The sequence below is a fragment of the Streptococcus sanguinis genome, from assembly GCF_008329445.1.
GTDB classification, from domain to species: domain Bacteria; phylum Bacillota; class Bacilli; order Lactobacillales; family Streptococcaceae; genus Streptococcus; species Streptococcus sanguinis_O.
The window spans coordinates 1-21,886 of record NZ_VIBR01000002.1; the positions used below are offsets into that span (position 1 = coordinate 1).

Annotated in this window: 18 protein-coding genes and 9 tRNA genes; 26 read left to right on the top strand and 1 reads right to left on the bottom strand. The window is 44.8% G+C overall.

Going from position 1 to position 21,886, the window contains the following annotated elements:
* Positions 1–85: 85 nt before the first annotated feature.
* The 26 genes from FKX92_RS04900 to purH all read left to right on the top strand — a co-directional run bounded on the left by FKX92_RS04900 (position 86) and on the right by purH (position 19,715).
* Positions 86–159, top strand: a tRNA-Pro gene (locus tag FKX92_RS04900).
* 5 nt (positions 160–164) lie between these two features.
* Positions 165–238 (top strand) — tRNA-Met (locus FKX92_RS04905).
* Positions 239–251: 13 nt separating this feature from the next.
* Positions 252–325, top strand: a tRNA-Ile gene (locus FKX92_RS04910).
* Between the two features lie 10 nt (positions 326–335).
* Positions 336–425 (top strand) — tRNA-Ser (locus FKX92_RS04915).
* A 19-nt stretch (positions 426–444) separates the two neighbouring features.
* Positions 445–518 (top strand) — tRNA-Met (locus FKX92_RS04920).
* Positions 519–523: 5 nt separating this feature from the next.
* Positions 524–596 (top strand) — tRNA-Phe (locus FKX92_RS04925).
* 20 nt (positions 597–616) lie between these two features.
* Positions 617–687 (top strand) — tRNA-Gly (locus FKX92_RS04930).
* 33 nt (positions 688–720) lie between these two features.
* Positions 721–794 (top strand) — tRNA-Ile (locus tag FKX92_RS04935).
* A gap of 9 nt (positions 795–803) precedes the next feature.
* Positions 804–891: transfer RNA gene (locus tag FKX92_RS04940), tRNA-Ser, on the top strand.
* Positions 892–963: 72 nt separating this feature from the next.
* Entirely contained in the window at positions 964–1,779 is an 816-nt protein-coding gene (gene mreC / locus FKX92_RS04945; RefSeq protein WP_149565696.1) for a rod shape-determining protein MreC, read from the top strand.
* A gap of 1 nt (position 1,780) precedes the next feature.
* A complete protein-coding gene (gene mreD, locus FKX92_RS04950) occupies positions 1,781–2,281 on the top strand; it encodes a rod shape-determining protein MreD (RefSeq protein WP_149565697.1) in 501 nt (166 codons plus the stop codon).
* A 96-nt stretch (positions 2,282–2,377) separates the two neighbouring features.
* Complete coding sequence (gene pcsB, locus FKX92_RS04955; RefSeq protein WP_009660204.1) at positions 2,378–3,592, top strand: peptidoglycan hydrolase PcsB; 1,215 nt, start codon at positions 2,378–2,380, stop codon at positions 3,590–3,592.
* A gap of 124 nt (positions 3,593–3,716) precedes the next feature.
* The gene (locus FKX92_RS04960) at positions 3,717–4,682 is read left to right on the top strand and encodes a ribose-phosphate diphosphokinase (RefSeq protein WP_002894321.1); all 966 of its coding nucleotides are present in this window, start codon (positions 3,717–3,719) and stop codon (positions 4,680–4,682) included.
* 314 nt (positions 4,683–4,996) lie between these two features.
* A complete protein-coding gene (locus FKX92_RS04965) occupies positions 4,997–5,566 on the top strand; it encodes an LPKTxAVK-anchored surface protein (RefSeq protein ID WP_002905703.1) in 570 nt (189 codons plus the stop codon).
* A 94-nt stretch (positions 5,567–5,660) separates the two neighbouring features.
* On the top strand, positions 5,661–6,503 hold the full coding sequence (gene srtB / locus FKX92_RS04970) for a class B sortase, LPKTxAVK-specific (RefSeq protein WP_002922803.1): 843 nt from the start codon (positions 5,661–5,663) through the stop codon (positions 6,501–6,503).
* 179 nt (positions 6,504–6,682) lie between these two features.
* Positions 6,683–7,855, top strand: a complete 1,173-nt coding sequence (locus FKX92_RS04975) for a pyridoxal phosphate-dependent aminotransferase (protein WP_149565698.1) — start codon at positions 6,683–6,685, stop codon at positions 7,853–7,855.
* Positions 7,848–8,621 carry a DNA repair protein RecO gene (recO, locus tag FKX92_RS04980; RefSeq protein ID WP_125383102.1) on the top strand — a complete coding sequence of 258 codons (774 nt, stop codon included), beginning with the start codon at positions 7,848–7,850 and terminating at the stop codon, positions 8,619–8,621. The genes FKX92_RS04975 and recO overlap by 8 nt, the downstream gene beginning before the upstream one ends.
* Positions 8,622–8,626: 5 nt before the next feature.
* Positions 8,627–9,625, top strand: coding sequence for a phosphate acyltransferase PlsX (gene plsX, locus FKX92_RS04985; protein WP_149565699.1), 999 nt, complete (start codon positions 8,627–8,629; stop codon positions 9,623–9,625).
* 2 nt (positions 9,626–9,627) lie between these two features.
* A complete protein-coding gene (locus tag FKX92_RS04990; RefSeq protein WP_002898839.1) occupies positions 9,628–9,876 on the top strand; it encodes an acyl carrier protein in 249 nt (82 codons plus the stop codon).
* A 151-nt stretch (positions 9,877–10,027) separates the two neighbouring features.
* A complete protein-coding gene (purC, locus tag FKX92_RS04995) occupies positions 10,028–10,735 on the top strand; it encodes a phosphoribosylaminoimidazolesuccinocarboxamide synthase (RefSeq protein WP_049540796.1) in 708 nt (235 codons plus the stop codon).
* A gap of 19 nt (positions 10,736–10,754) precedes the next feature.
* Entirely contained in the window at positions 10,755–14,489 is a 3,735-nt protein-coding gene (locus tag FKX92_RS05000) for a phosphoribosylformylglycinamidine synthase (protein WP_149565700.1), read from the top strand.
* Between the two features lie 98 nt (positions 14,490–14,587).
* Positions 14,588–16,027: an amidophosphoribosyltransferase gene (gene purF, locus FKX92_RS05005; RefSeq protein ID WP_149565701.1), complete on the top strand. Its 1,440-nt coding sequence runs from the start codon at positions 14,588–14,590 to the stop codon at positions 16,025–16,027.
* 59 nt (positions 16,028–16,086) lie between these two features.
* A complete protein-coding gene (gene purM, locus FKX92_RS05010; RefSeq protein WP_149565702.1) occupies positions 16,087–17,109 on the top strand; it encodes a phosphoribosylformylglycinamidine cyclo-ligase in 1,023 nt (340 codons plus the stop codon).
* Positions 17,106–17,657 (top strand): phosphoribosylglycinamide formyltransferase, encoded by a 552-nt coding sequence (purN, locus tag FKX92_RS05015; RefSeq protein ID WP_149565703.1) that lies wholly within the window; start codon positions 17,106–17,108, stop codon positions 17,655–17,657. The genes purM and purN overlap by 4 nt, the downstream gene beginning before the upstream one ends.
* A gap of 44 nt (positions 17,658–17,701) precedes the next feature.
* On the top strand, positions 17,702–18,166 hold the full coding sequence (locus FKX92_RS05020; protein WP_002916802.1) for a GNAT family N-acetyltransferase: 465 nt from the start codon (positions 17,702–17,704) through the stop codon (positions 18,164–18,166).
* A 1-nt stretch (position 18,167) separates the two neighbouring features.
* Complete coding sequence (purH, locus tag FKX92_RS05025; protein ID WP_149565704.1) at positions 18,168–19,715, top strand: bifunctional phosphoribosylaminoimidazolecarboxamide formyltransferase/IMP cyclohydrolase; 1,548 nt, start codon at positions 18,168–18,170, stop codon at positions 19,713–19,715.
* Between the two features lie 123 nt (positions 19,716–19,838).
* On the opposite strand, the gene FKX92_RS05030 is transcribed toward purH, so the two are convergent.
* Entirely contained in the window at positions 19,839–21,794 is a 1,956-nt protein-coding gene (locus FKX92_RS05030) for a GBS Bsp-like repeat-containing protein (RefSeq protein ID WP_149565705.1), read from the bottom strand.
* Positions 21,795–21,886: the final 92 nt, after the last annotated feature.

Below are 21,886 nucleotides of genomic sequence, written 5' to 3' on the forward strand. Positions count from 1 at the left end.
GCTCAACTGGATAGAGTACCTGACTACGAATCAGGCGGTTAGAGGTTCGACTCCTCTAGGGTGCATTAAGTGAATAACTTAAGTTCGGGAAGTAGCTCAGCTTGGTAGAGTACTTGGTTTGGGACCAAGGTGTCGCAGGTTCGAATCCTGTCTTCCCGATAGATGGCGGTGTAGCTCAGCTGGCTAGAGCGTCCGGTTCATACCCGGGAGGTCGGGGGTTCGATCCCCTTCGCCGCTATAATGATCTTGTCGGACCTTTAGCTCAGCTGGTTAGAGCTCTCGGCTCATAACCGAGTGGTCGTAGGTTCAAGTCCTACAAGGTCCATAGTTATCTTGGAGGATTACCCAAGTCCGGCTGAAGGGAACGGTCTTGAAAACCGTCAGGCGTGTAAAAGCGTGCGTGGGTTCGAATCCCACATCCTCCTTAGGGACGAATAGTATTGACGCGGGATGGAGCAGCTAGGTAGCTCGTCGGGCTCATAACCCGAAGGTCGTAGGTTCAAATCCTGCTCCCGCAATAGTTGGCTCGGTAGCTCAGTTGGTAGAGCAATGGATTGAAGCTCCATGTGTCGGCGGTTCGATTCCGTCTCGCGCCATACATTATCATAGTGGTGATGCGGGTGTAGTTTAGTGGTAAAACTACAGCCTTCCAAGCTGTTGTCGCGAGTTCGATTCTCGTCACCCGCTTTGAACGAAAGTTCATACCAAGTTTTCGAACTTGGGCGCGTAGCTCAGGTGGTTAGAGCGCACGCCTGATAAGCGTGAGGTCGGTGGTTCGAGTCCACTCGTGCCCATTAAATATTGGAGAATTACTCAAGAGGCTGAAGAGGACGGTTTGCTAAATCGTTAGGTCGGGTAACCGGCGCGGGGGTTCGAATCCCCCATTCTCCGTATAATGAGGAGTTTAGCATTTGCTATCTCCTTTTCTTATACTTTCTCGTCCTGTTTAGTGAGGTTTTTCTGATGAATCGATTTAAAAAGTCTAAGTTTCTGATTTCTTTTTTTGTATTAGTTGTTGCAATGACGATACTTATCTTATCTACTTCTTCTAGTTGGTTTGTATCAACTACTTCAAATATTATTTCATTGGTAGATAGACTTGTTGGCTCTCCTTTTTCTTTTGTAGCTGATAAAAAAGAAGAAATGTCAGATTTGATGTCTACTTATAGAGAGAATCAGCAGCTCAAGAAAAATCTTTATGAGGTTGAGGAAAAGGCTGGGAAGGCAGATTCCTTAGAAGATGAGAATGAGCAGTTACGAAAACTTCTGGAATTTAAAGAGGCTGATAAAAATCAAATACAAATTGCCAGCGAAGTGATTGCCCGTACGCCAGCATCCTGGAAAAATGAGCTGACTATTGACAAGGGGACATCTGATAATGTGACAGATGCTATGCTAGTAGTCGCTAATGGTGGTCTGGTCGGAAGTGTTTCTGAAACTAGTAGTCAGTCTAGCTTGGTTTCTCTACTGACTAACGAGGAAAACTCAACTAAAATTTCTGTTAGAATTCAAACTAAGTCTGGTCTAGTTTATGGGATTATTACGGGTTATGATGCAAAAAACTCTGCTTATATCATCAGTCAGTTAAATAGTGCTGAAGATATAAAAGAGGGAGATGAGGTGGCAACCAGTGGCTTGGGTGCTTATAATGCAGAAAATATTCCTGTCGGTAAGGTACTTTCTGTGTCTGAGGCTAAGGATCAGTTAAACAAGATTGTCCTGGTTAAGCCGGCTGCGGATTTGTCGGATATCCGTGCTGTAATGTTGGTAGGGAACTGATATGAGAGATATTAAAGAACATCTTTTGACTCCTATTATTTTATTTTTTGTTTTACTGATTGATGGGCAGATTTCGACTTTTCTGGCTAATATTCTGCCTTTGCAATGGCACCTTGTCAGTCATTTTATCTTTATTTTCATGCTTTTTGTTTCCATCAACCTCTCTAAAAACTACAATATTCTCTTATTTTGCTGTTTGGGGTTAATTTATGATGTTTACTATTTTCATACCATCGGTATTGCTCTTATTCTTTTTCCTCTTTTAAGTCTCCTGGTTTGTCAGTCTAGTTCAACTATGCTTTTAAATAAATTTACTCGCTTTTTATCTGTTTTGATTCTTGTATTTTTATTTGAATTAATCAGTTTTGCTTTTGCAGTATTTTTGAATCTTTCTAGTCTGAATTTACAAGATTTTGTCCTTAGCAGTCTGGTACCGACTATCCTTCTCAATAGCCTGATATTCCTCATTTTTCAGCCTATTTTCGAAAAAATGTATTTATGATAAACAAGAAATAAAAATGTAATAAAGGCGTAACATATGATACAGCATTTTCTGGTATACTAGTTAATGTCTTATAAGAAGGAGTGTATTATTTTTATGAAGAAAAAACTACTCACATCAATTTTATTGAGTACGGTTATCCTTTCACAAGGAGCTGCACTTGTGAGCGTTAAAGCGGAGACAACTGATGAAAAGATTGCTGCACAAGACAGCAAGATTAATAGTTTGACAGAGCAACAACAATCAGCTCAGGCACAAGTTAACGAGATTCAAGGCCAAGTATCTGCTATTCAAAAGCAACAAGAAGAGCTTAAAGCAGAAAATGAAAAATTGTCTGCTGAATCTGCAAAACTTTCTGCAGAGATTGACGAACTGTCTAAAAATATTGTTGCTCGTAATGAGTCACTTGCAAATCAAGCACGCAGTACTCAAACAAATGGAACTGCTACTAGCTACATCAATACAGTTGTAAATTCTAGCTCTATCACAGAAGCTATCTCTCGTGTAGCAGCTATGAGCGAAATTGTTTCAGCAAATAATAAAATGTTGGAACAACAAAAGAAAGATAAAGAAGTAATTGCTGAAAAGCAAGTTGCGAATAATGAAGCTATCAATACTGTAATTGCTAACCAAGAGAAGTTAGCTGATGATGAGCAAGCTTTGGCAACAAAACAAGCTGAACTGAAAGCAGCTCAGGCAAGTCTTGCAGCTGAAAAAGCAACTGCTGAAAACGAAAAGAATTCTCTTCTTGAAGAAAAAGCAGCAGCTGAAAAAGCAGCAGCTGAAGCGGCAGCTCGTGAAGCAGCTTATAAAGCAGAGCAAGAATCAAAACGTCAAGCAATTGAAGCTTCAGGAAATACTACCCTGCAAGCTCAGGTTCAAGCAGTTGTTAATTCAGCTCCAGCAGCTGAAGCAGCGGCTCCAGCAGCACCTGCAGTAACTCAATCTGTTGCCCGTGCGAATAGACCAGTTTATAGCTCATCTGCATCTTCTTATCCAGTAGGTCAATGTACTTGGGGTGCTAAGACATTAGCTCCTTGGGCTGGCGATTACTGGGGTAATGGTGGACAATGGTCTGCAAGTGCAGCAGCAGCAGGCTTCCGTGTTGGTTCACAGCCAGAAGTTGGAGCGATCGCATGTTGGACTGACGGTGGATATGGACACGTTGCAGTAGTAACAGCTGTTCAATCTACTACAAGCATCCAAGTATCAGAAGCAAACTACCTTGGACAACAATCAATCGGTAACTACCGTGGATGGTTTAATCCAACAACTGCACAAGGTACAGTTTCATATATCTATCCGAACTAATCAGTAAAAAGCGCCTCTGGCGTTTTTTATTTTTAATTGAAAAATCAATTGAAAAAAGTTACAATGGTAGTTGGGAAAAGTTGTAATTGGACAATGAAAGACGATTTAGAATCTGGAGGGAATCATGTCTTTTTCTGATTTAAAACTCTTTGCTCTTTCTTCTAATCAAGAATTAGCGCAGCGTGTTGCTCAAGAGATTGGATTGCCACTTGGAAAATCAACTGTTCGTCAGTTCTCTGATGGAGAGATTCAAGTGAATATTGAAGAATCTATTCGCGGGAAACACGTCTTTATTTTGCAGTCTACCAGCTCGCCAGTCAATGATAATTTGATGGAAATCTTGATTATGGTAGATGCTTTGAAACGAGCTAGTGCTGAATCCATCAACGTTGTCATGCCTTACTATGGCTATGCTCGGCAGGATCGCAAGGCTAGAGCTCGTGAGCCAATTACATCTAAATTAGTTGCTAATATGTTGGAAATTGCTGGTGTGGATCGGATGCTGACTATTGACTTGCACGCAGCGCAAATCCAGGGCTTCTTTGATATTCCAGTGGATCACTTGATGGGTGCACCTTTGATTGCTGATTACTTTGAGCGCCGTAATATGACAGGAGGAGACTATGTGGTAGTCAGTCCTGACCATGGTGGTGTGAGTCGGGCTCGTAAGTTAGCAGAGTTTCTGAAAACCCCGATTGCCATTATTGATAAGCGCCGCAGTGTGGACAAGATGAATAGCAGTGAAGTCATGAACATCATTGGTAAGGTAGAAGGAAAAACTTGTATCCTAATTGATGATATGATTGATACAGCAGGAACTATTTGCCATGCAGCTGACGCTCTCGCTGAAGCAGGGGCTGTAGAAGTCTATGCTAGCTGTACTCATCCAGTCTTGTCTGGTCCTGCTATGGATAATATTCAAAAATCGGCGATTAAAAAATTGGTTGTGCTAGATACGATTTATCTGCCTCAAGAGCGCTTGATTGATAAGATTGAGCAGATTTCAATTGCGCATCTTTTAGGAGAAGCCATTGTCCGTATTCATGAAAAGCGGCCACTGTCACCCTTGTTTGAAATAGGCAAAAAATAATTTGAGATATATGGCTGGGATACTTGATTTCTGGCCTCTTTTTTATTTTATTCCTACTATCTTTTTTAAAAAAAGTCCAACATTCACTTTAAAAGAAAACTCAAATTACTTGATGTTTCAAATATAAATAAATGACCATTTAAATAGTTGGTAAATTGATAATTTGTCTCATCCCTTGGTATTATTTGGTTTTAAAAATTTTTATGTAGTAAAATTCTTGACTTTTTTAAGAGTTCGAACTATACTTAGTAGTAGGTAATATTAGGTAACGGGGAGTTACAATTATTTTTGAAAAGTAACGAGGAGATGAGATAATGAAAAAGGTTTTGCTTTCAAGTGCTGTGGCCCTTTCACTTTTCGCGGCTGCTGCACCAGTATTTGCTGAGGGTACAGCCAGTCTTTGGGTTAATGACATTGATAATAATGAAGTTCCCCAAGGCAGTACGGACTCAGAATCTAATAAAGTTATGGATGAACTGCAGGCCTATAGAGATGCACAATCAGCTCTGGATCAGCAAGTTGCTGAAGCTAAGAAAGCTCCGGTTGGCAAAAGTGCTGTGATGGAGGATCAAGCTGGTAACAAAGTTCTTGTTATTGGTGAGGGAGAGTCGGCTAATGCGGATCAGCCTTCAGTGGCACCATCTACTACAGATCCATCTACACCGGCTTATTCGGCAGCACCTTACTCCACAGCCTCTTCATCAGTTCCAACTTTTCCAGCACCGTCTCAATCTTCGGCGGCATCCTCTTCAACAGCAGGTAAAAAGAAGGCTAAAAAATCAGAAAATAAAGCAAAAAAAGCTCCGGAAGCAAAAGAAGAGAATAAGGAAAATGAGGAAAATTCTGAAGAAAAGTCACTTCCTAAGACAAGTGCAGTCAAATAATTTTGTCTTTAATTTGTGCTAACGCCTAAATATCACTGAGCCTTCGTTCGGTGATATTTTTTGTAAAAAATGAAAAATAAAGGATTTTTAGATTATGCAAGAAAAAGATAGGAGTCAAGCTTCGAATAAGAAACAGCTCCTTGTTGTTGGCATCTGCCTTCTGCTGATTGTTCTGGTTATTTTTTCTGTTCTTTATGCTTTCCGTTCATCAGCATCAGGCAGTAAGCTTCGAGTTTCGCCTCCCAGTAGGATTGAAACGTCAAGCTCATCTGCATCTTCAAGTCGGACAGAAAAGGAATATTTAGCAGAACGTTTTGCTAAACTGAAGGCTGTGAATTCAGAAACGATAGGTTATGTCTATGCTCCTGGTACACAGTTGGATGAGCCAGTGGTGCAAACGAAAGATAATGCGACTTATCTGCTGAAGACTTTTGAAGGCAATCATGAGCCTTATATGGGTGCGGTCTTCATGGATAAAGATAATCATAAAGATTTCAGTGATCGTCTGACTTGGCTTTTCGGGCATGCTCGGGGCAGCAAGGCAGGAGATCATCGCATGTTTAATGATGTCAACTACTATGATCGTCAGGATTATTTTGACAAACATAGATATGTCGTGATTGAGACTCCTGAGCGTAAGTATTATTATCAAGCTATGGGACTGGTTATCGTGCCGGAAGAGACTGCTTTTTATCGGACGGAGTTTAAGGATGACGAGGACTTTACAACTCAGCTTAGAAATATCTATGAAGCTGCTCGGACAAAGGATCCTAAGATACAGATTAAGGCGAGTGACCGGTATTTGGTTCTTTCAACCTGCCGTGAGGAAGACGACACGATTCGTTCTAACCTTTATTTGCGGCAGATTCCTGATTCGGAATTGGAAGATTTTCTGACCAAGCATGGCAAGGAATTGACTTATACTCCGACTCGTTGATTGGCCAGTCACGTGAGATGGAGCTATATCCATTATCTGCCAGAGAAGAATTTTAAGGTAAGGAAAAAAGGGACTGAGTGCAATCTTAGTCCTTTTTCTGCATGGGAAATCATGTAATAGCTTTTGCTATGCTTCTGCATTTATAGTATAATAGTTCTATTGAGCGGCTGGAGGTATGTATGGATTTAAGTAAGAAATTTAATAAAAATTTAGAAAAAATAGAAATTTCGCTGATTCGTCAGTTTGACCAATCGATTTCTGCTATTCCCGGAGTTCTTCGGCTGACCTTAGGGGAGCCGGATTTTACGACACCGGATCATATCAAAGAAGCGGCCAAGGCAGCGATTGATGCTAATCAAAGTCACTACACTGGTATGAGCGGTCTCTTGGAGCTGCGTCAGGCGGCCAGCAGCTTTGTGAAAGAAAAGTATAATCTGCACTATCGCCCAGAAGATGAGGTCTTAGTCACTATTGGGGCGACAGAGGCCTTGTCAGCTACGTTGACAGCCATTCTAGAAGAAGGTGACAAGGTCTTGCTGCCAGCTCCTGCTTATCCAGGCTATGAGCCCATTGTCAATCTAGTGGGGGCAGAGATTGTCGAGATTGATACAACGGCCAATAACTTTGTCCTCACTCCAGAGATGCTGGAAGCAGCTATTTTGGAGCAGGGTGAGCAGCTAAAAGCAGTCATTCTCAATTATCCAGCCAATCCAACCGGCGTGACTTATTCGCGGGAGCAGATAAAAGCTTTGGCGGATGTCCTAGGAAAATACCAAGTCTTTGTGGTCTGTGATGAGGTCTATTCTGAGTTGACCTATACGGAGCAGGGGCATGTCTCCATCGCGGAGTATCTGCCAGACCAAACTATCGTCATCAACGGCTTGTCTAAGTCTCATGCCATGACTGGCTGGCGGTTGGGCTTTATCTTTGCTCCAGCAGTTCTCACTGCTCAGCTGATTAAGAGCCACCAGTATCTCGTAACAGCGGCTAATACCATGGCTCAGTTTGCCGGTATTGAAGCCCTGACAGTTGGGAAAGATGATGCGGAGCCAATGAAGGCTGAATATATCCAGCGCCGCGATTATATCATAGGGAAAATGGCTGAGCTAGGCTTTAAGATTATCAAACCAGACGGGGCTTTTTATATTTTTGCTAAGATACCAGATGGTTATAATCAAGATTCATTTGCTTTTCTGCAGGATTTTGCAGAGAAGAAGGCTGTGGCCTTTATCCCGGGAGCGGCTTTTGGTCAATATGGGGAAGGCTATATCCGCCTGTCCTACGCGGCTAGTATGGAGACGATTCGAGAAGCTCTGAAACGCCTCAAGGACTACATGGAGGACTATGCTTAAATCTCTAACAAGTCAAGGTCTGGTTCTCTATAACCGCAATTTCCGTGAGGATGATAAACTAGTCAAAATCTTTACGGAACAGGCTGGCAAGCGTATGTTTTTTGTCAAGCATGCTGGGAAGTCTAAGCTAGCACCCGTCATTCAACCTTTGACTGCGGCGAACTTGCTGATGAAAATCAATGATGATGGCCTTAGCTATATCGAGGACTATCAGGATGTAGTCACCTACCATCGCATCAATGAGGATTTATTCATCATGGCCTATGCCAGCTATGTGGCAGCCTTGGCAGATGCCAGTCTTCAGGACAATCAGCCGGATCCGGCGCTCTTTGCTTTTCTGCAGAAAACTCTGGAGATGATGAATAATGGTCTGGACTATGAAGTGCTGACCAATATCTTTGAGATTCAGATTTTGTCACGTTTTGGAGTTTCGTTGAACTTCCATGAATGTGCCTTTTGTCATCGGACAGGTCTGCCTTTTGACTTTTCTTTCAAATATAGCGGAGTCCTTTGCCCTGATCATTACCATCAGGATGAACGGCGCTGTTATCTAAATCCTAATCTTCCTTTTCTGCTGGACCAATTTCAGGCGGTTCGCTTTAGCGAATTGGAGACCATTTCTTTGAAGCCAGATATAAAAAAGCAGCTACGGGATTTTATTGACCTGCTCTATGATGAATATGTCGGCATCCATCTCAAATCCAAAAAATTTATAGATTCTCTGGGGGACTGGGGAAGCATTTTAAAAGATAAGAACGAGGAATAAATCGAATGAAAAAAATAGCTGTTGATGCTATGGGAGGGGACAATGCCCCTCAGGCTTTGGTGGAAGGAGTCAATCGAGCGGTACAGGAGTTTTCGGATATTGAAATTTTCCTTTATGGCGATGAAGCGAAAATCAAGCCTTATCTGACTGCTGGTGAGCGGGTCCGCATCATCCACACGGAGGAGAAGATTGACTCGGACGACGAGCCGACCAAGGCCATCCGTCAGAAGAAAGAGGCTAGTATGGTGCTGGCAGCCAAGGCTGTGAAGGCAGGGGAAGCAGATGCTATGCTATCTGCTGGAAATACTGGAGCACTTTTGGCAGCAGGATTCTTTATCGTGGGGCGTATCAAGAATATTGACCGACCGGGGCTCTTATCTACTATGCCAACGGTTGGAGGTCGGGGATTTGATATGCTGGATTTGGGAGCTAATGCTGAAAACACAGCCCATCATTTACACCAGTATGCGACTTTGGGTTCTTTCTATGCTGAAAATGTCCGAGGAATCAAGAAGCCGAGGGTGGGTCTCTTGAATAACGGAACAGAAAGTAGCAAGGGCGACCCTCTGCGCAAGGAAGCCTACGAGCTTTTAGCTGGGGATTCGACACTTAACTTTATCGGCAATGTAGAAGCGCGTGATTTGATGAATGATGTGGCGGATGTTGTCGTTGCAGATGGCTTTACTGGTAATGCTGTTCTGAAATCAATCGAAGGAACTGCTATCAGTATCATGGGTCAGCTGAAGAAGTCTATTTTAGGCGGTGGTTTCAAAGCTAAATTGGGAGCTTGGTTGCTCAAGGATAGCCTGCGAGGGCTCAAAAATAGTCTAGACTATTCTAGTGCAGGCGGTGCAGTTCTATTCGGCTTGAAAGCGCCTGTTGTCAAAACGCATGGCTCTAGCGATGCTAAGGCTGTTTATAGCACGATTTGTCAGATTCGGACCATGTTGGAAACGGATGTTGTTGGTAAATCGGTCATTGAATTTTCAGATGCAAAGGAGTAACCATGAGCGAAAAAGAAATTTATGCAAAAATTGTCGAAATCATTCAAGAACATGACAGCAGCAAGCTGCATGTCACTCCGGAATTGAATTTGAAAGAAGAACTGGGAGTGGACTCTGTTGATTTGATGGAATTTATCATCAATTTGGAAGAAGCTTTTGATATTGAGATTCCTGATGAGGATATGGATAACTTCAAAACAATTTCCGATGTGGTGGCTTATATCCATGAGAAACTGAAGAAGCAACATTAAAAATCAAAGATCGGTATCTTCCGGTCTTTTTTCGTATCTTGAAAAGGGAACTATTTTCAGCTAGACACAGAAAGTTTATACGGAATTTCTTGTAAAATATATTCAAAGATGATAAAATGAGGGTATAAAACCACGAAAGGCGAATATTAAAATGTCTAATAAGTTGTTATATTCGGGAAAAGCTAAGGATATTTTCTTTACAGATGATGAGCAAGTCATTCTGGCGCGCTACAAGGACCAGGCAACGGCCTTTAATGGAGTCAAGAAGGAGCAGATTGCTGGTAAAGGAGTGCTCAACAACCAGATTTCATCTTTTATTTTTGAGAAACTCAATGCAGCTGGTGTGGCGACGCATTTCATTGAGAAGGTTTCGGATACAGACCAGTTAAATAAAAAAGTGGAGATTATTCCTTTGGAAGTGGTGCTGCGCAATTACACAGCGGGTTCTTTTTCCAAACGTTTTGGAGTAGAAGAGGGCATTACGCTTGAAACTCCGATTGTGGAATTTTACTACAAAAATGATGATTTGGATGATCCTTTCATCAATGACGAACATGTGAAATTCTTGAAGATTGCCAGCGATCAAGAAATTGCCTTTTTGAAAGAGGAGACTCGTCGGATTAATGAACTCTTGTCAGACTGGTTCCGCCAAATCGGACTGAAATTGATTGATTTCAAGTTAGAGTTCGGCTTTGACAAAGATGGCAAAATTATTCTGGCAGACGAATTTTCACCAGATAATTGCCGTCTCTGGGATGCGGAAGGCCATCACATGGACAAGGATGTTTTCCGGCGTGGCCTTGGTGAACTGACAGATGTCTATCAGGTTGTTTGGGAAAAATTGCAGGCGATTAAGTAAGGACAGGGTGTGAAAAATCATGGACAAGCGTATTTTTGTAGAGAAGAAGAGCAACTTCGGTGTGAAGTCACAGAGCTTGGTGAGAGAGCTGACGCATAATCTTCAGTTGAAAACATTGTCAGCTCTTCGGATGATTCAAGTTTATGATGTCTTTCATCTGGCAGAAGACTTGGTTTCTCGTGCTGAAAAGCATATTTTCTCCGAGCAGGTGACTGATAGATTGCTGGCGGAAGAGGAAGTAGAGGCTGCACTTGCAGAGACAGCGTTTTTTGCCATCGAAGCGCTGCCGGGTCAGTTTGACCAGCGGGCAGCCAGCTCTCAGGAGGCCCTCTTTTTGCTCGGCGCTGGGACAGATGTTTTGGTGAGGACTGCTCAGCTTTATTTGGTCAATAAAGACATCTCAGACAGCGAGTTGGCAGCAATCAAGAAATACTTGCTGAATCCAGTTGATTCACGTTTTAAAGATATTGAGCAGCCGATCCAGCTGGAGCAATTCTCCGAGTCAGATAAGACCATTCCGGTTCTGGACTTCTTTAAGGACTATACGGAAGCGGACTTTAAGGCCTACAAGCAGGAGCATGGTCTGGCTATGGAAGTGGCAGATTTGCTCTTTATTCAGGATTATTTCAAGTCGATTGGCCGTTTCCCGACGGAGACCGAGCTCAAGGTTTTAGATACTTACTGGTCCGACCACTGTCGACATACGACCTTTGAGACGGAGTTGAAGAAGATTGATTTTTCGGCTTCTAAGTTTGAAAAGCAACTGCAGGCCACTTATGATAAATACTTGGCTATGCGCGATGAGCTGGGACGTGGGGACAAACCGCAGACTCTCATGGATATGGCGACCATTTTTGGTCGCTACGAGAGAGCCAATGGCCGTCTTGATGACATGGAAGTGTCTGATGAAATCAATGCCTGCTCCGTAGAGATTGAAGTGGATGTGGATGGTGTCAAAGAGCTTTGGCTGCTGATGTTTAAAAATGAAACCCACAACCACCCAACAGAAATAGAGCCTTTTGGTGGAGCTGCGACCTGTATCGGAGGAGCTATTCGCGATCCGCTTTCTGGCCGTTCTTATGTTTATCAGGCTATGCGGATTTCTGGTGCGGGCGATATTACTCAGCCGATTGCTGAAACGCGGGCTGGCAAGCTCCCTCAGCAGGTCATTTCAAAAACTGCAGCGCACGGCTATTCTTCTTACGGGAATCAAATTGGTCTAGCAACGACCTATGTCCGTGAGTATTTCCATCCAGGCTTTGTAGCCAAGCGGATGGAGCTTGGGGCAGTTGTTGGTGCGGCTCCTAAGGAAAATGTTGTCCGTGAAAAGCCAGTAGCAGGTGATGTGGTCATCTTGCTGGGAGGTAAGACGGGCCGTGATGGCGTCGGCGGTGCAACAGGATCGTCCAAGGTACAGACAGCTGCGTCTGTGGAGACGGCTGGTGCGGAAGTCCAAAAAGGAAATGCTATAGAGGAGCGCAAGATTCAGCGCCTCTTCCGCGATGGCAATGTAACTCGCCTGATTAAGAAATCCAATGACTTTGGGGCTGGCGGTGTCTGTGTGGCTATTGGTGAATTGGCAGATGGGCTGGAAATTGACCTTGACAAGGTACCGCTCAAATATCAAGGACTTAACGGAACAGAAATCGCGATTTCCGAGTCGCAGGAGCGAATGGCAGTAGTGGTTCGTCCAGAAGATGTGGAACAATTTATCGCTGCAGCAGCTAAGGAAAATCTGCTGGCAGTCGTTGTGGCTAAAGTGACAGAAAAGCCAAATCTAGTCATGCACTGGAACGGGGAAACTATCGTGGATATTGAGCGGAGTTTTCTGGATACCAATGGTGTGCGCGTGGTTGTGGATGCCAAGGTTGTGGATGCTCAAGAAGCAATGCCAGGGCAAACTGTGACTTCTGAAGCAAGTCTGGAGCAGGACCTCAAGAGCTTGCTCAGCGACCTCAATCATACCAGTCAAAAGGGGCTACAGACAATCTTTGACAGCTCTGTTGGCCGTTCTACTGTCAATCATCCAATTGGCGGGCGCTACCAAATCACGCCGACTGAGGCTTCTGTGCAGAAACTGCCAGTTGAGCATGGCAAGACTGAGACGGTCTCTGTGATGGCGCAGGGCTACAATCCTTTTGTGGCAGTTTGGTCGCCTTATCATGGAGCAGCTTATGCAGTGATTGAAGCCACAGCTCGCTTGGTTGCTGCTGGTTCGGATTGGTCCAAGGCTCGCTTCTCTTATCAGGAGTACTTTGAGCGGATGGACAAGCAGGCTGAGCGTTTTGGACAGCCAGTATCTGCGTTGCTTGGTTCCATTGAAGCCCAGATTCAGCTCGGTTTGCCGTCTATTGGTGGCAAGGATTCCATGAGCGGAACCTTTGAAGAATTGACCGTACCGCCGACCTTGGTAGCTTTTGGAGTGACTACTTCAATTGCTGGGCGCATTCTGTCTCCAGAGTTTAAGGCAGCAGGAGAGTCCATCTACTATCTGCCAGGACAGGTCCTGTCTCATGATATTGACTTTGACTTAATCAAGAATAACTTTGAAAATTTTGCGGCCATTCAGGCCAAGTATCAGATTACTGCCGCTGCCGCTGTTAAATACGGTGGTCTGGCAGAGAGTCTGGCCTTGATGAGCTTTGGTAATCGCATCGGCGCCCAAGTGGATATTGCTGACTTGCCTTCCGTTTTGCAGGCGCAGCTGGGCGGATTTGTCTTTACCAGTCCGGAGCAGGATATTCCAGGTGCAGTGAAGATCGGTCAGACCAAGTCAGACTTTACACTGATTGTCAATGGTGTCCAGCTTGAGGGAGCAGAGCTCTTGGCAAGCTTTGAAGGCCGACTAGAGCCTATCTACCCAACAGAATTTAAACAGGAAACAGTTATTGAAGAAGTGCCGGCTCTTGTCGCTGATACAGTTATCAAAGCCAAAGAGACAGTGGCGGAGCCGCTGGTTTACATTCCGGTCTTCCCTGGAACCAACTCAGAATACGATTCAGCCAAAGCCTTTGAAGCAGCTGGAGCCAAGGTCAATCTAGTTCCATTCGTTACTTTGGATGAAGTAGCCATTGTTCAGTCCGTTGACAGCATGGTTGACAATATTGACAAGGCAAATATCATCTTCTTTGCAGGCGGCTTCTCTGCTGCAGATGAGCCAGATGGATCCGCTAAGTTTATCGTCAACATCTTGCTAAACGAGAAGGTCAAGAAAGCCATCGATGCTTTTATCGCTCGCGGCGGTCTCATCATTGGTATCTGTAATGGATTCCAGGCTCTGGTAAAATCCGGTCTTCTTCCTTATGGAAACTTTGAAGAAGCAGGGGCTAGCAGTCCTACTCTCTTTTACAATGATGCCAACCAGCATGTGGCTAAGATGGTTGAAACCCGCATTGCCAATACCAACTCGCCTTGGCTGGCTGGTGTGCAAGTGGGAGATATCCATGCCATTCCGGTTTCACATGGTGAAGGGAAATTTGTCGTGACGGCTGAGGAATTTGCTGAGCTGCGCGATAATGGTCAGATTTGGAGTCAGTATGTAGACTTTGACGGTCAGCCGAGCATGGACAGCAAGTATAATCCAAACGGCTCTCTCTACGCTATCGAAGGGATTATGAGCAAGAACGGCCAAATCATCGGGAAGATGGGCCACTCAGAACGTTATGAAGACGGTCTTTTCCAAAATATTCCAGGTCAGAAAGACCAGAAATTGTTTGAAAGCGCCGTTCGTTATTTCCAAGCGAGTCACGAATAAAGCTGGCTTGCAAGAGCAAGCAATCAAAGAAGGAGTCTGCTTGGCCTGTTAGGCCAGGTTTTCTCCCTTTTACAAGACAAAAGAATTTAGGTAAAACAATGACATACGAAGTAAAGTCACTGAATGAAGAGTGCGGTATTTTTGGAATCTGGGGCCATCCACAGGCGGCTCAGGTCACCTATTTCGGACTTCATAGTCTGCAGCACCGCGGTCAGGAAGGAGCAGGCATCCTGTCAAACGACCATGGAAAGCTCAAACGCCACCGCGATTTGGGATTGGTTGCAGAGGTCTTTAAAAACCCAGCAGACTTGGATAATCTGACAGGAGAAGCAGCCATCGGCCATGTCCGCTATGCAACATCTGGCGGAGCCTCTATCAACAATGTCCAGCCTTTCTTCTTCAGTTTCTATGATATGCAGATGGGCTTGGCGCATAATGGCAATCTGACCAATGCCCATTCACTGAGACGGGAGTTGGAAAAGAAGGGTTCCATCTTTGCTAGCTCGTCTGATACGGAAATTCTCATACACTTGATTCGCCATAGCGAGCAGGAAAATTTCTTAGACAAGCTCAAGGAATCCTTGAGACGAGTTCAGGGGGGCTTTGCCTACCTCATCATGAGAGAGGACAAGCTCTACGCTGCGCTGGATCCTAATGGCTTTCGTCCTCTGTCCATCGGCCGCATGAAAAATGGGGCTTGGGTCGTTTCCAGTGAAACCTGTGCTTTTGAAGTGGTAGGTGCCGAATGGGTGCGCGACCTTGAGCCGGGGGAAATCGTGATTATCGATGATGAAGGCGTGACCTACGACAGCTATACGGCAGATACCCAGCTGGCTATTTGCTCAATGGAATATGTCTATTTTGCTCGGCCGGACAGCGTCATTCACGGGGTTAATGTCCATGCAGCCCGCAAGCGGATGGGCCGCAGGCTGGCTCAGGAATTCCAACATGAGGCAGATATCGTTGTCGGTGTGCCTAATTCTTCCCTGTCAGCGGCCTCTGGCTTTTCCGAAGAGTCTGGTCTGCCAAATGAAATGGGCCTGATTAAAAATCAATACATCCAACGGACCTTCATCCAGCCGACGCAGGAGTTGCGAGAGCAAGGAGTTCGTATGAAATTATCTGCTGTTTCCAGTATTGTCAAGGGCAAGCGCGTGGTCATGGTGGATGACTCTATCGTACGGGGAACAACCAGCCGACGCATCGTCCAGCTCCTACGAGATGCAGGTGCAGCTGAAGTCCATGTGGCTATCGGCAGTCCAGAACTTAAATATCCATGTTTCTATGGCATTGATATTCAGAATCGGCGCGAGCTCATCTCGGCCAATCATACGGTTGATGAGGTTTGTGAGATTATCGGAGCTGACAGCCTGACCTACCTATCGCTGGAAGGTCTCATTGAATCAGTTGGTATTGAGACGGACGCTCCGAATGGCGGCCTCTGTGTGGCTTACTTTGACGGTCAATACCCAACTCCGCTCTATGATTATGAAGAGCGCTATCTGGAAAGCCTGAAGGAAAAGACGAGTTTTTATTAAAACGAGGCCAGCGGTAGTTGTCGCAATCTTTTTCAAAAATAAGAGTAAGGAAGAAAATTATGACAAATAAAAATGCATACGCTCAATCCGGTGTGGATGTTGAAGCAGGTTATGAAGTTGTTGAACGGATTAAAAAGCACGTGGCTCGTACGGAGCGGGCTGGCGTCATGGGGGCGCTGGGTGGCTTTGGCGGCATGTTTGACCTGTCTCAGACGGGGGTCAAGGAACCAGTACTGATTTCTGGTACGGATGGGGTCGGAACCAAGCTCATGCTGGCCATTCAGTATGACAAGCACGATACCATTGGGCAGGATTGTGTAGCCATGTGTGTCAACGACATCATTGCTGCAGGAGCTGAGCCCCTTTATTTCCTGGACTATATTGCCACTGGGAAAAATGAACCAGCTAAACTCGAACAAGTTGTTGCTGGTGTAGCTGAAGGCTGCGTTCAGTCTGGGGCTGCCTTGATTGGCGGAGAAACCGCTGAAATGCCTGGCATGTACGGTGAAGATGATTATGACCTAGCTGGTTTTGCTGTCGGGGTTGCTGAAAAGTCAGAGATTATTGACGGCTCTAAAGTCGCAGAGGGCGATGTCCTTCTGGGATTGGCTTCCAGTGGAATTCACTCAAATGGTTACTCTCTCGTTCGCCAGGTTTTTGCGGACTACACTGGTGAGGAAGAACTGCCAGAATTGGAAGGTAAGAAACTCAAGGAAGTGCTGCTTGAGCCGACTCGTATCTATGTCAAGGCTTTGCTGCCGCTGATTAAGGAAAAGCTGGTTCATGGGATTGCCCATATTACTGGTGGCGGTTTTATCGAAAATGTGCCTCGCATGTTTGCTGATGACTTGGCTGCTGAGATTGAAGAAGACAAGATTCCAGTCTTGCCGATTTTTAAGGCCTTAGAAAATTATGGTCACATCAAGCACCAAGAAATGTTTGAAATCTTTAATATGGGGTTAGGGATGATTTTGGCTGTAGCGCCTGAAAATGTGAATCGTGTCAAAGAACTTCTTGACGAGCCTGTTTATGAAGTCGGCCGGATTGTCAAAAAAGAAAATGAAAGTGTCCTTATCAAATGAAAAAAATTGCCGTTTTTGCTTCGGGCAACGGGTCAAATTTCCAAGTGATTGCTGAGCAGTTTCCTGTTGAATTTGTCTTTTCAGACCATCGAGATGCCTATGTGCTCAAGCGGGCGGATAAGCTAGGTGTCAAAAGCTATGCTTTTGAGCTTAGAGAGTTTGACAGTAAGGTTGCTTATGAGCAAGCTATTGTAGATCTACTAGAAGCGCAGCAGATTGATTTGGTTTGCCTAGCAGGCTATATGAAAATTGTCGGTCCGACCTTGCTTAGTGCTTATGAAGGACGTATCATCAATATCCATCCAGCCTACCTACCGGAATTCCCAGGTGCCCACGGCATTGAGGATGCTTGGCAGGCTGGCGTCTCTGAGAGCGGTGTGACCGTTCACTGGGTGGACTCGGGTGTGGACACTGGAAAAATTATCCAGCAAGTGCGCGTACCTCGACTAGCTGATGATACGATTGAAAGTTTTGAAGAACGCATCCATGCCGCCGAGTATCAGCTCTATTCACAAGTGCTGGAGAGTTTAGGGGTGGGGAGAAAGTAAGAAGTAAATCAAGTTTTGATTGTGCAATATTGCTAGGAGAAAAAATGATTGAGCTGAAATTAGTAGATGAGAGCAGTTTTCAGGCAGTGCTGGATTTAAAAATATCTGAAGCTGATAAACGAGCACGTTTCGTGGCTCCAAATGTGCGCTCTTTAGCTGACGCATGGCTCTACCGGAAAAATGAAGATGTGTTTCCGATGGCAATCTATTGGGATAAGCAAGTGGTTGGCTTTCTCCTACTGGAAATAGACAAGGATGAAGCGGAATACTTTATCTGGCGGATAATGATTGGTCAGCAGTACCAAGGAAGAGGCTATGGTCGAAAAGCCTTGGAAGTTCTGATCAAAAAGGCTCAGATGGATAGAGCTTGTAGTCATATTATCGCAGATTATGTGGTTGGAAATGAAAAAATGAAGCGCCTGCTGACTAGTCTGGGTTTTCAGGAAACAGGATTTATAGAAGAGAATAACGAAGTCGCTATGCGCTTGGATCTAAAGAAAGAGGAATAGAATGACGAAAAAAGCCCTAATCAGTGTATCAGACAAGACAGGCATTGTAGAATTTGCGAAAGAGCTGAAAGCTCTGGGCTGGGATATCATCTCAACCGGTGGTACCAAGGTGGCCTTAGACAATGAAGGAGTGGGCACCATTGCTATTGATGATGTGACTGGCTTTCCAGAGATGATGGATGGCCGTGTCAAGACCCTCCATCCAAACATTCACGGAGGTCTCTTGGCTCGTCGGGACTTGGATAGCCACTTGCAAGCGGCCAGGGAAAATCAGATTGAGCTCATTGACCTGGTCGTGGTCAACCTCTATCCTTTTAAGGAAACCATTCTCAAGCCGGGTGTTGAGTATGCGGATGCGGTGGAAAATATTGACATCGGTGGGCCCTCTATGCTTCGTTCAGCAGCTAAAAATCATGCTAGCGTGACAGTTGTCGTAGATCCGGCTGATTATGCTCTTGTTCTGGAAGAGTTGGCAGCAAATGGCCAAACGACCTATGAAACGCGTCAACGTTTGGCAGCGAAGGTTTTCCGTCATACAGCAGCTTATGATGCTTTGATTGCGGACTATTTCACGGATCAGGTGGGCGAAAGCAAGCCTGAAAAGCTGACCTTGACCTATGAACTCAAGCAGCCCATGCGCTACGGGGAAAATCCCCAGCAGGATGCGGATTTTTATCAGACTGCTTTGCCACTGGACTATTCCATCGCTTCCGCTAAGCAGCTGAATGGAAAAGAGTTGTCTTTCAACAACATTCGCGATGCGGATGCGGCCATTCGGATTATTCGAGATTTCAAGGATCGGCCAACTGTTGTGGCGCTAAAACATATGAATCCTTGCGGTATTGGCCAGGCGGATGATATCGAGACAGCCTGGGACTATGCCTATGAGTCTGATCCAGTGTCCATTTTTGGTGGGATTGTCGTCCTCAACCGTCAGGTGGATGCTGCGACAGCTGAGAAGATGCACGGTATTTTCCTAGAAATTATCATCGCACCGAGCTACACGGCAGAAGCGCTAGCTATTTTGACTAATAAAAAGAAAAATCTGCGGATTTTGGAGTTGGCTTTTGATGCGCAGACAGTTTCTGGAGCCGAGAAGGAAGTGACAGGTGTTCTGGGTGGTCTCCTCGTGCAAAACCAAGATATTATCGAGGAAAATCCAGCTGATTGGCAGGTCGTGACCAAGCGGCAGCCGAGTGAGCAGGAGCGTGTGGCTTTGGAATTTGCTTGGAAGTCTGTCAAATATGTCAAATCCAACGGTATCATCATCACCAATGACCGTCAGGTGCTGGGAGTCGGTCCCGGTCAGACCAACCGCGTGGCTTCTGTCAAGATTGCTATTGAGCAAGCCAAAGATCGCCTTGACGGTGCTGCTCTGGCTTCTGATGCTTTCTTCCCTTTTGCGGACAATATCGAAGAAATCGCAGCAGCTGGTATCAAAGCCATCATCCAGCCAGGCGGATCTGTCCGTGACCAAGAGTCTATTGAAGCTGCTGATAAGCATGGCTTAACTATGATATTCACCGGTGTACGGCATTTTAGGCATTAAAAAATAAGAAAAATCCTCGGCTCGAGCCGAGGATTTTTGAGTAGACTTATACTCAATGAAAATCATGAACAGACTAAGCAGGAGCAGTCTGCTTAAAGTGGTTTTGAGGAGTGCGAAAGCGACTTATTTAGGATAGATATAGGTCAGGCGGCCCCAGTAGGAAGCAGTTGGGTCAAACCAGCCACGGAAGTTGCTGATGTACTGCTTGCCGAGGTAGTTAGACTCTTGGATCTGGATGCGGGTATTGGATTCGACATGAGTCACAACACCGACGTGGCCGTAGCCGCCGTCATCCCAGCAGGCGATGGCGCCAACCTCAGGCCTACTGCCGGTACGGAATCCAGCTCTTCTGGCGCTAGCCGCCCATTGACCTCCGTTGCCCCAGTAATTTCCTGCCCAAGGAGCTAGAGCCTTGGCTCCCCAAGTACATTGACCGACAGGATAAGTTGTCGCATTAGCAGCGGCATAGTTAGGCTGAATATTAGCTGATTGAACGCTTGATTTCTCAACCTGATAGCTAGTTCCAGTCAGACCAGTCAGTTGTCCCGCTTTTCTACGATAGACATGGGTGTTAAATAGACCGCTCCCCTTGTGATTCTGAGTATCTACGGTGAATTTGTAGGTTCCATTGCCGACCTTATTGGCAGTATACCATTTGATATCATCTTGCCCATTGACTTCTGACCAAGTTGGCAGAATAATATCGCCATCTCCGTAGGCATCTGTCACTGTCACCTCATAGCGATTAGCCTCAGTTTTCCTGACTGCAACCTTGGCTTGAATTTGGTCGGTAGACATTGAGATGGCATCTGCTGCGTAGCTACGCTCACTGCCGTCCTTATAGGTGACATACACATGGTTGTTATAGGTTCCAGACAAAGCCTGGTGATTACGGATATCAAAGGTTGCGCTGAAGGAGCCATCTCCGTTAGGAGTGGCTGCATACCATTTAAGATTGCTCTGATTGCTAGTGCTCCAAATGGGAACTTGGACAGACTTTATAGGTTTAGATAAAGCTGTTTCAGCGATTTTTACAGTATAGGTTCCTTGTTTGGGGTTGATATTTTCCACCGTAAAAAGCGGTTTTTGCTCCTCTTCAGAAGGCAATTTTCCACTATCAATTTGTGCAGTAGTCCCTGAGAGACCTGTTAAGTCAGGCTTAACATAACTTTCACCGTAAAGGTGGATATTGTAAATCCCTGTGTCGTAGTTATGCTTTCTGAGTTCCACCCGAGCGCTGTAGCTGCCATCTGGATTTTTGCTTGCTTCATACCATTGTAGATCATCTTGCCCATTTTTCTCAGACCAAGTTGGAAGAACAATTCTATGCATGGTGTCAGGTACGTTTTTGACAGTAATGTCCATGATACCTGTTTGAGGGAAGCTGGTCTCAACAGTAGGGTTAGGTTTTTCTAAATTGAAAGTGGTCCCGTTTAAGCCAATCATCTTACCATCTTTATTTTCATAAGTATGAATGTGATAAGTTCCATAGCCTTTGTGATTTGAAAGTTCAAATTCAGTAATATCTTGTCCTGCATTGTACCATTTGATATCATCTTGTCCATTTTCATCAGACCAAACAGCATGTAAAATATTGGAATTTATTTGGTCTTTGTTGCGATTAAAGTGAATTTGAGCGGTTTTCCCTAGGATATTAGAAGTGACATTAATGGCTGGTTTATCGAGAGTAAAGGTTGTTCCATTCAGCCCAATTAATTTTCCATAGAGATCAATATAGGTATGAACATGAAAGGTTCCGTAACCTGCATGGTTACTCATTTCAATGTCAGTGTTAGTAGTTGTTGTTGACGGTGCTTCATACCATTTGATATCATCCTGTCCGTTCTCATCAGACCAAACAGCGTGGAGAATACGATGAGGTTCTTGAGCTTGGGAACGGGTATAACTAATAGAGGCTGTACGATCGTTCACAGTCACATCGACATTGCTGGCACGATCAGTAGGGCCTAGAATTTTGACTTCAGATTCAGGCGTTTCGGTCGCATGAACTGTTGAGTGCCTCGCAAAGACACCTAGGACAGCTCCGGATAATAAAAACAGTTTTTGATATTTCTTCATAAAACTCCTTTGTAAGAATGGTTTTGGATGGGCCCACCTGTATTATTCGGAAAACTTATTTGAAAATGATAGTAAATTTGACAAGCCCTGAA

Excerpts from the sequence above, each read along its gene's own strand:
- mreC (WP_149565696.1), top strand. The coding sequence starts at position 964 with ATGAATCGATTTAAAAAGTCTAAGTTTCTGATTTCTTTTTTTGTATTA.
- mreD (WP_149565697.1), top strand. The coding sequence starts at position 1,781 with ATGAGAGATATTAAAGAACATCTTTTGACTCCTATTATTTTATTTTTT.
- pcsB (WP_009660204.1), top strand. The coding sequence starts at position 2,378 with ATGAAGAAAAAACTACTCACATCAATTTTATTGAGTACGGTTATCCTT.
- FKX92_RS04960 (WP_002894321.1), top strand. The coding sequence starts at position 3,717 with ATGTCTTTTTCTGATTTAAAACTCTTTGCTCTTTCTTCTAATCAAGAA.
- FKX92_RS04965 (WP_002905703.1), top strand. The coding sequence starts at position 4,997 with ATGAAAAAGGTTTTGCTTTCAAGTGCTGTGGCCCTTTCACTTTTCGCG.
- srtB (WP_002922803.1), top strand. The coding sequence starts at position 5,661 with ATGCAAGAAAAAGATAGGAGTCAAGCTTCGAATAAGAAACAGCTCCTT.
- FKX92_RS04975 (WP_149565698.1), top strand. The coding sequence starts at position 6,683 with ATGGATTTAAGTAAGAAATTTAATAAAAATTTAGAAAAAATAGAAATT.
- recO (WP_125383102.1), top strand. The coding sequence starts at position 7,848 with ATGCTTAAATCTCTAACAAGTCAAGGTCTGGTTCTCTATAACCGCAAT.
- plsX (WP_149565699.1), top strand. The coding sequence starts at position 8,627 with ATGAAAAAAATAGCTGTTGATGCTATGGGAGGGGACAATGCCCCTCAG.
- FKX92_RS04990 (WP_002898839.1), top strand. The coding sequence starts at position 9,628 with ATGAGCGAAAAAGAAATTTATGCAAAAATTGTCGAAATCATTCAAGAA.
- purC (WP_049540796.1), top strand. The coding sequence starts at position 10,028 with ATGTCTAATAAGTTGTTATATTCGGGAAAAGCTAAGGATATTTTCTTT.
- FKX92_RS05000 (WP_149565700.1), top strand. The coding sequence starts at position 10,755 with ATGGACAAGCGTATTTTTGTAGAGAAGAAGAGCAACTTCGGTGTGAAG.
- purF (WP_149565701.1), top strand. The coding sequence starts at position 14,588 with ATGACATACGAAGTAAAGTCACTGAATGAAGAGTGCGGTATTTTTGGA.
- purM (WP_149565702.1), top strand. The coding sequence starts at position 16,087 with ATGACAAATAAAAATGCATACGCTCAATCCGGTGTGGATGTTGAAGCA.
- purN (WP_149565703.1), top strand. The coding sequence starts at position 17,106 with ATGAAAAAAATTGCCGTTTTTGCTTCGGGCAACGGGTCAAATTTCCAA.
- FKX92_RS05020 (WP_002916802.1), top strand. The coding sequence starts at position 17,702 with ATGATTGAGCTGAAATTAGTAGATGAGAGCAGTTTTCAGGCAGTGCTG.
- purH (WP_149565704.1), top strand. The coding sequence starts at position 18,168 with ATGACGAAAAAAGCCCTAATCAGTGTATCAGACAAGACAGGCATTGTA.
- FKX92_RS05030 (WP_149565705.1), bottom strand. The coding sequence starts at position 21,794 with ATGAAGAAATATCAAAAACTGTTTTTATTATCCGGAGCTGTCCTAGGT.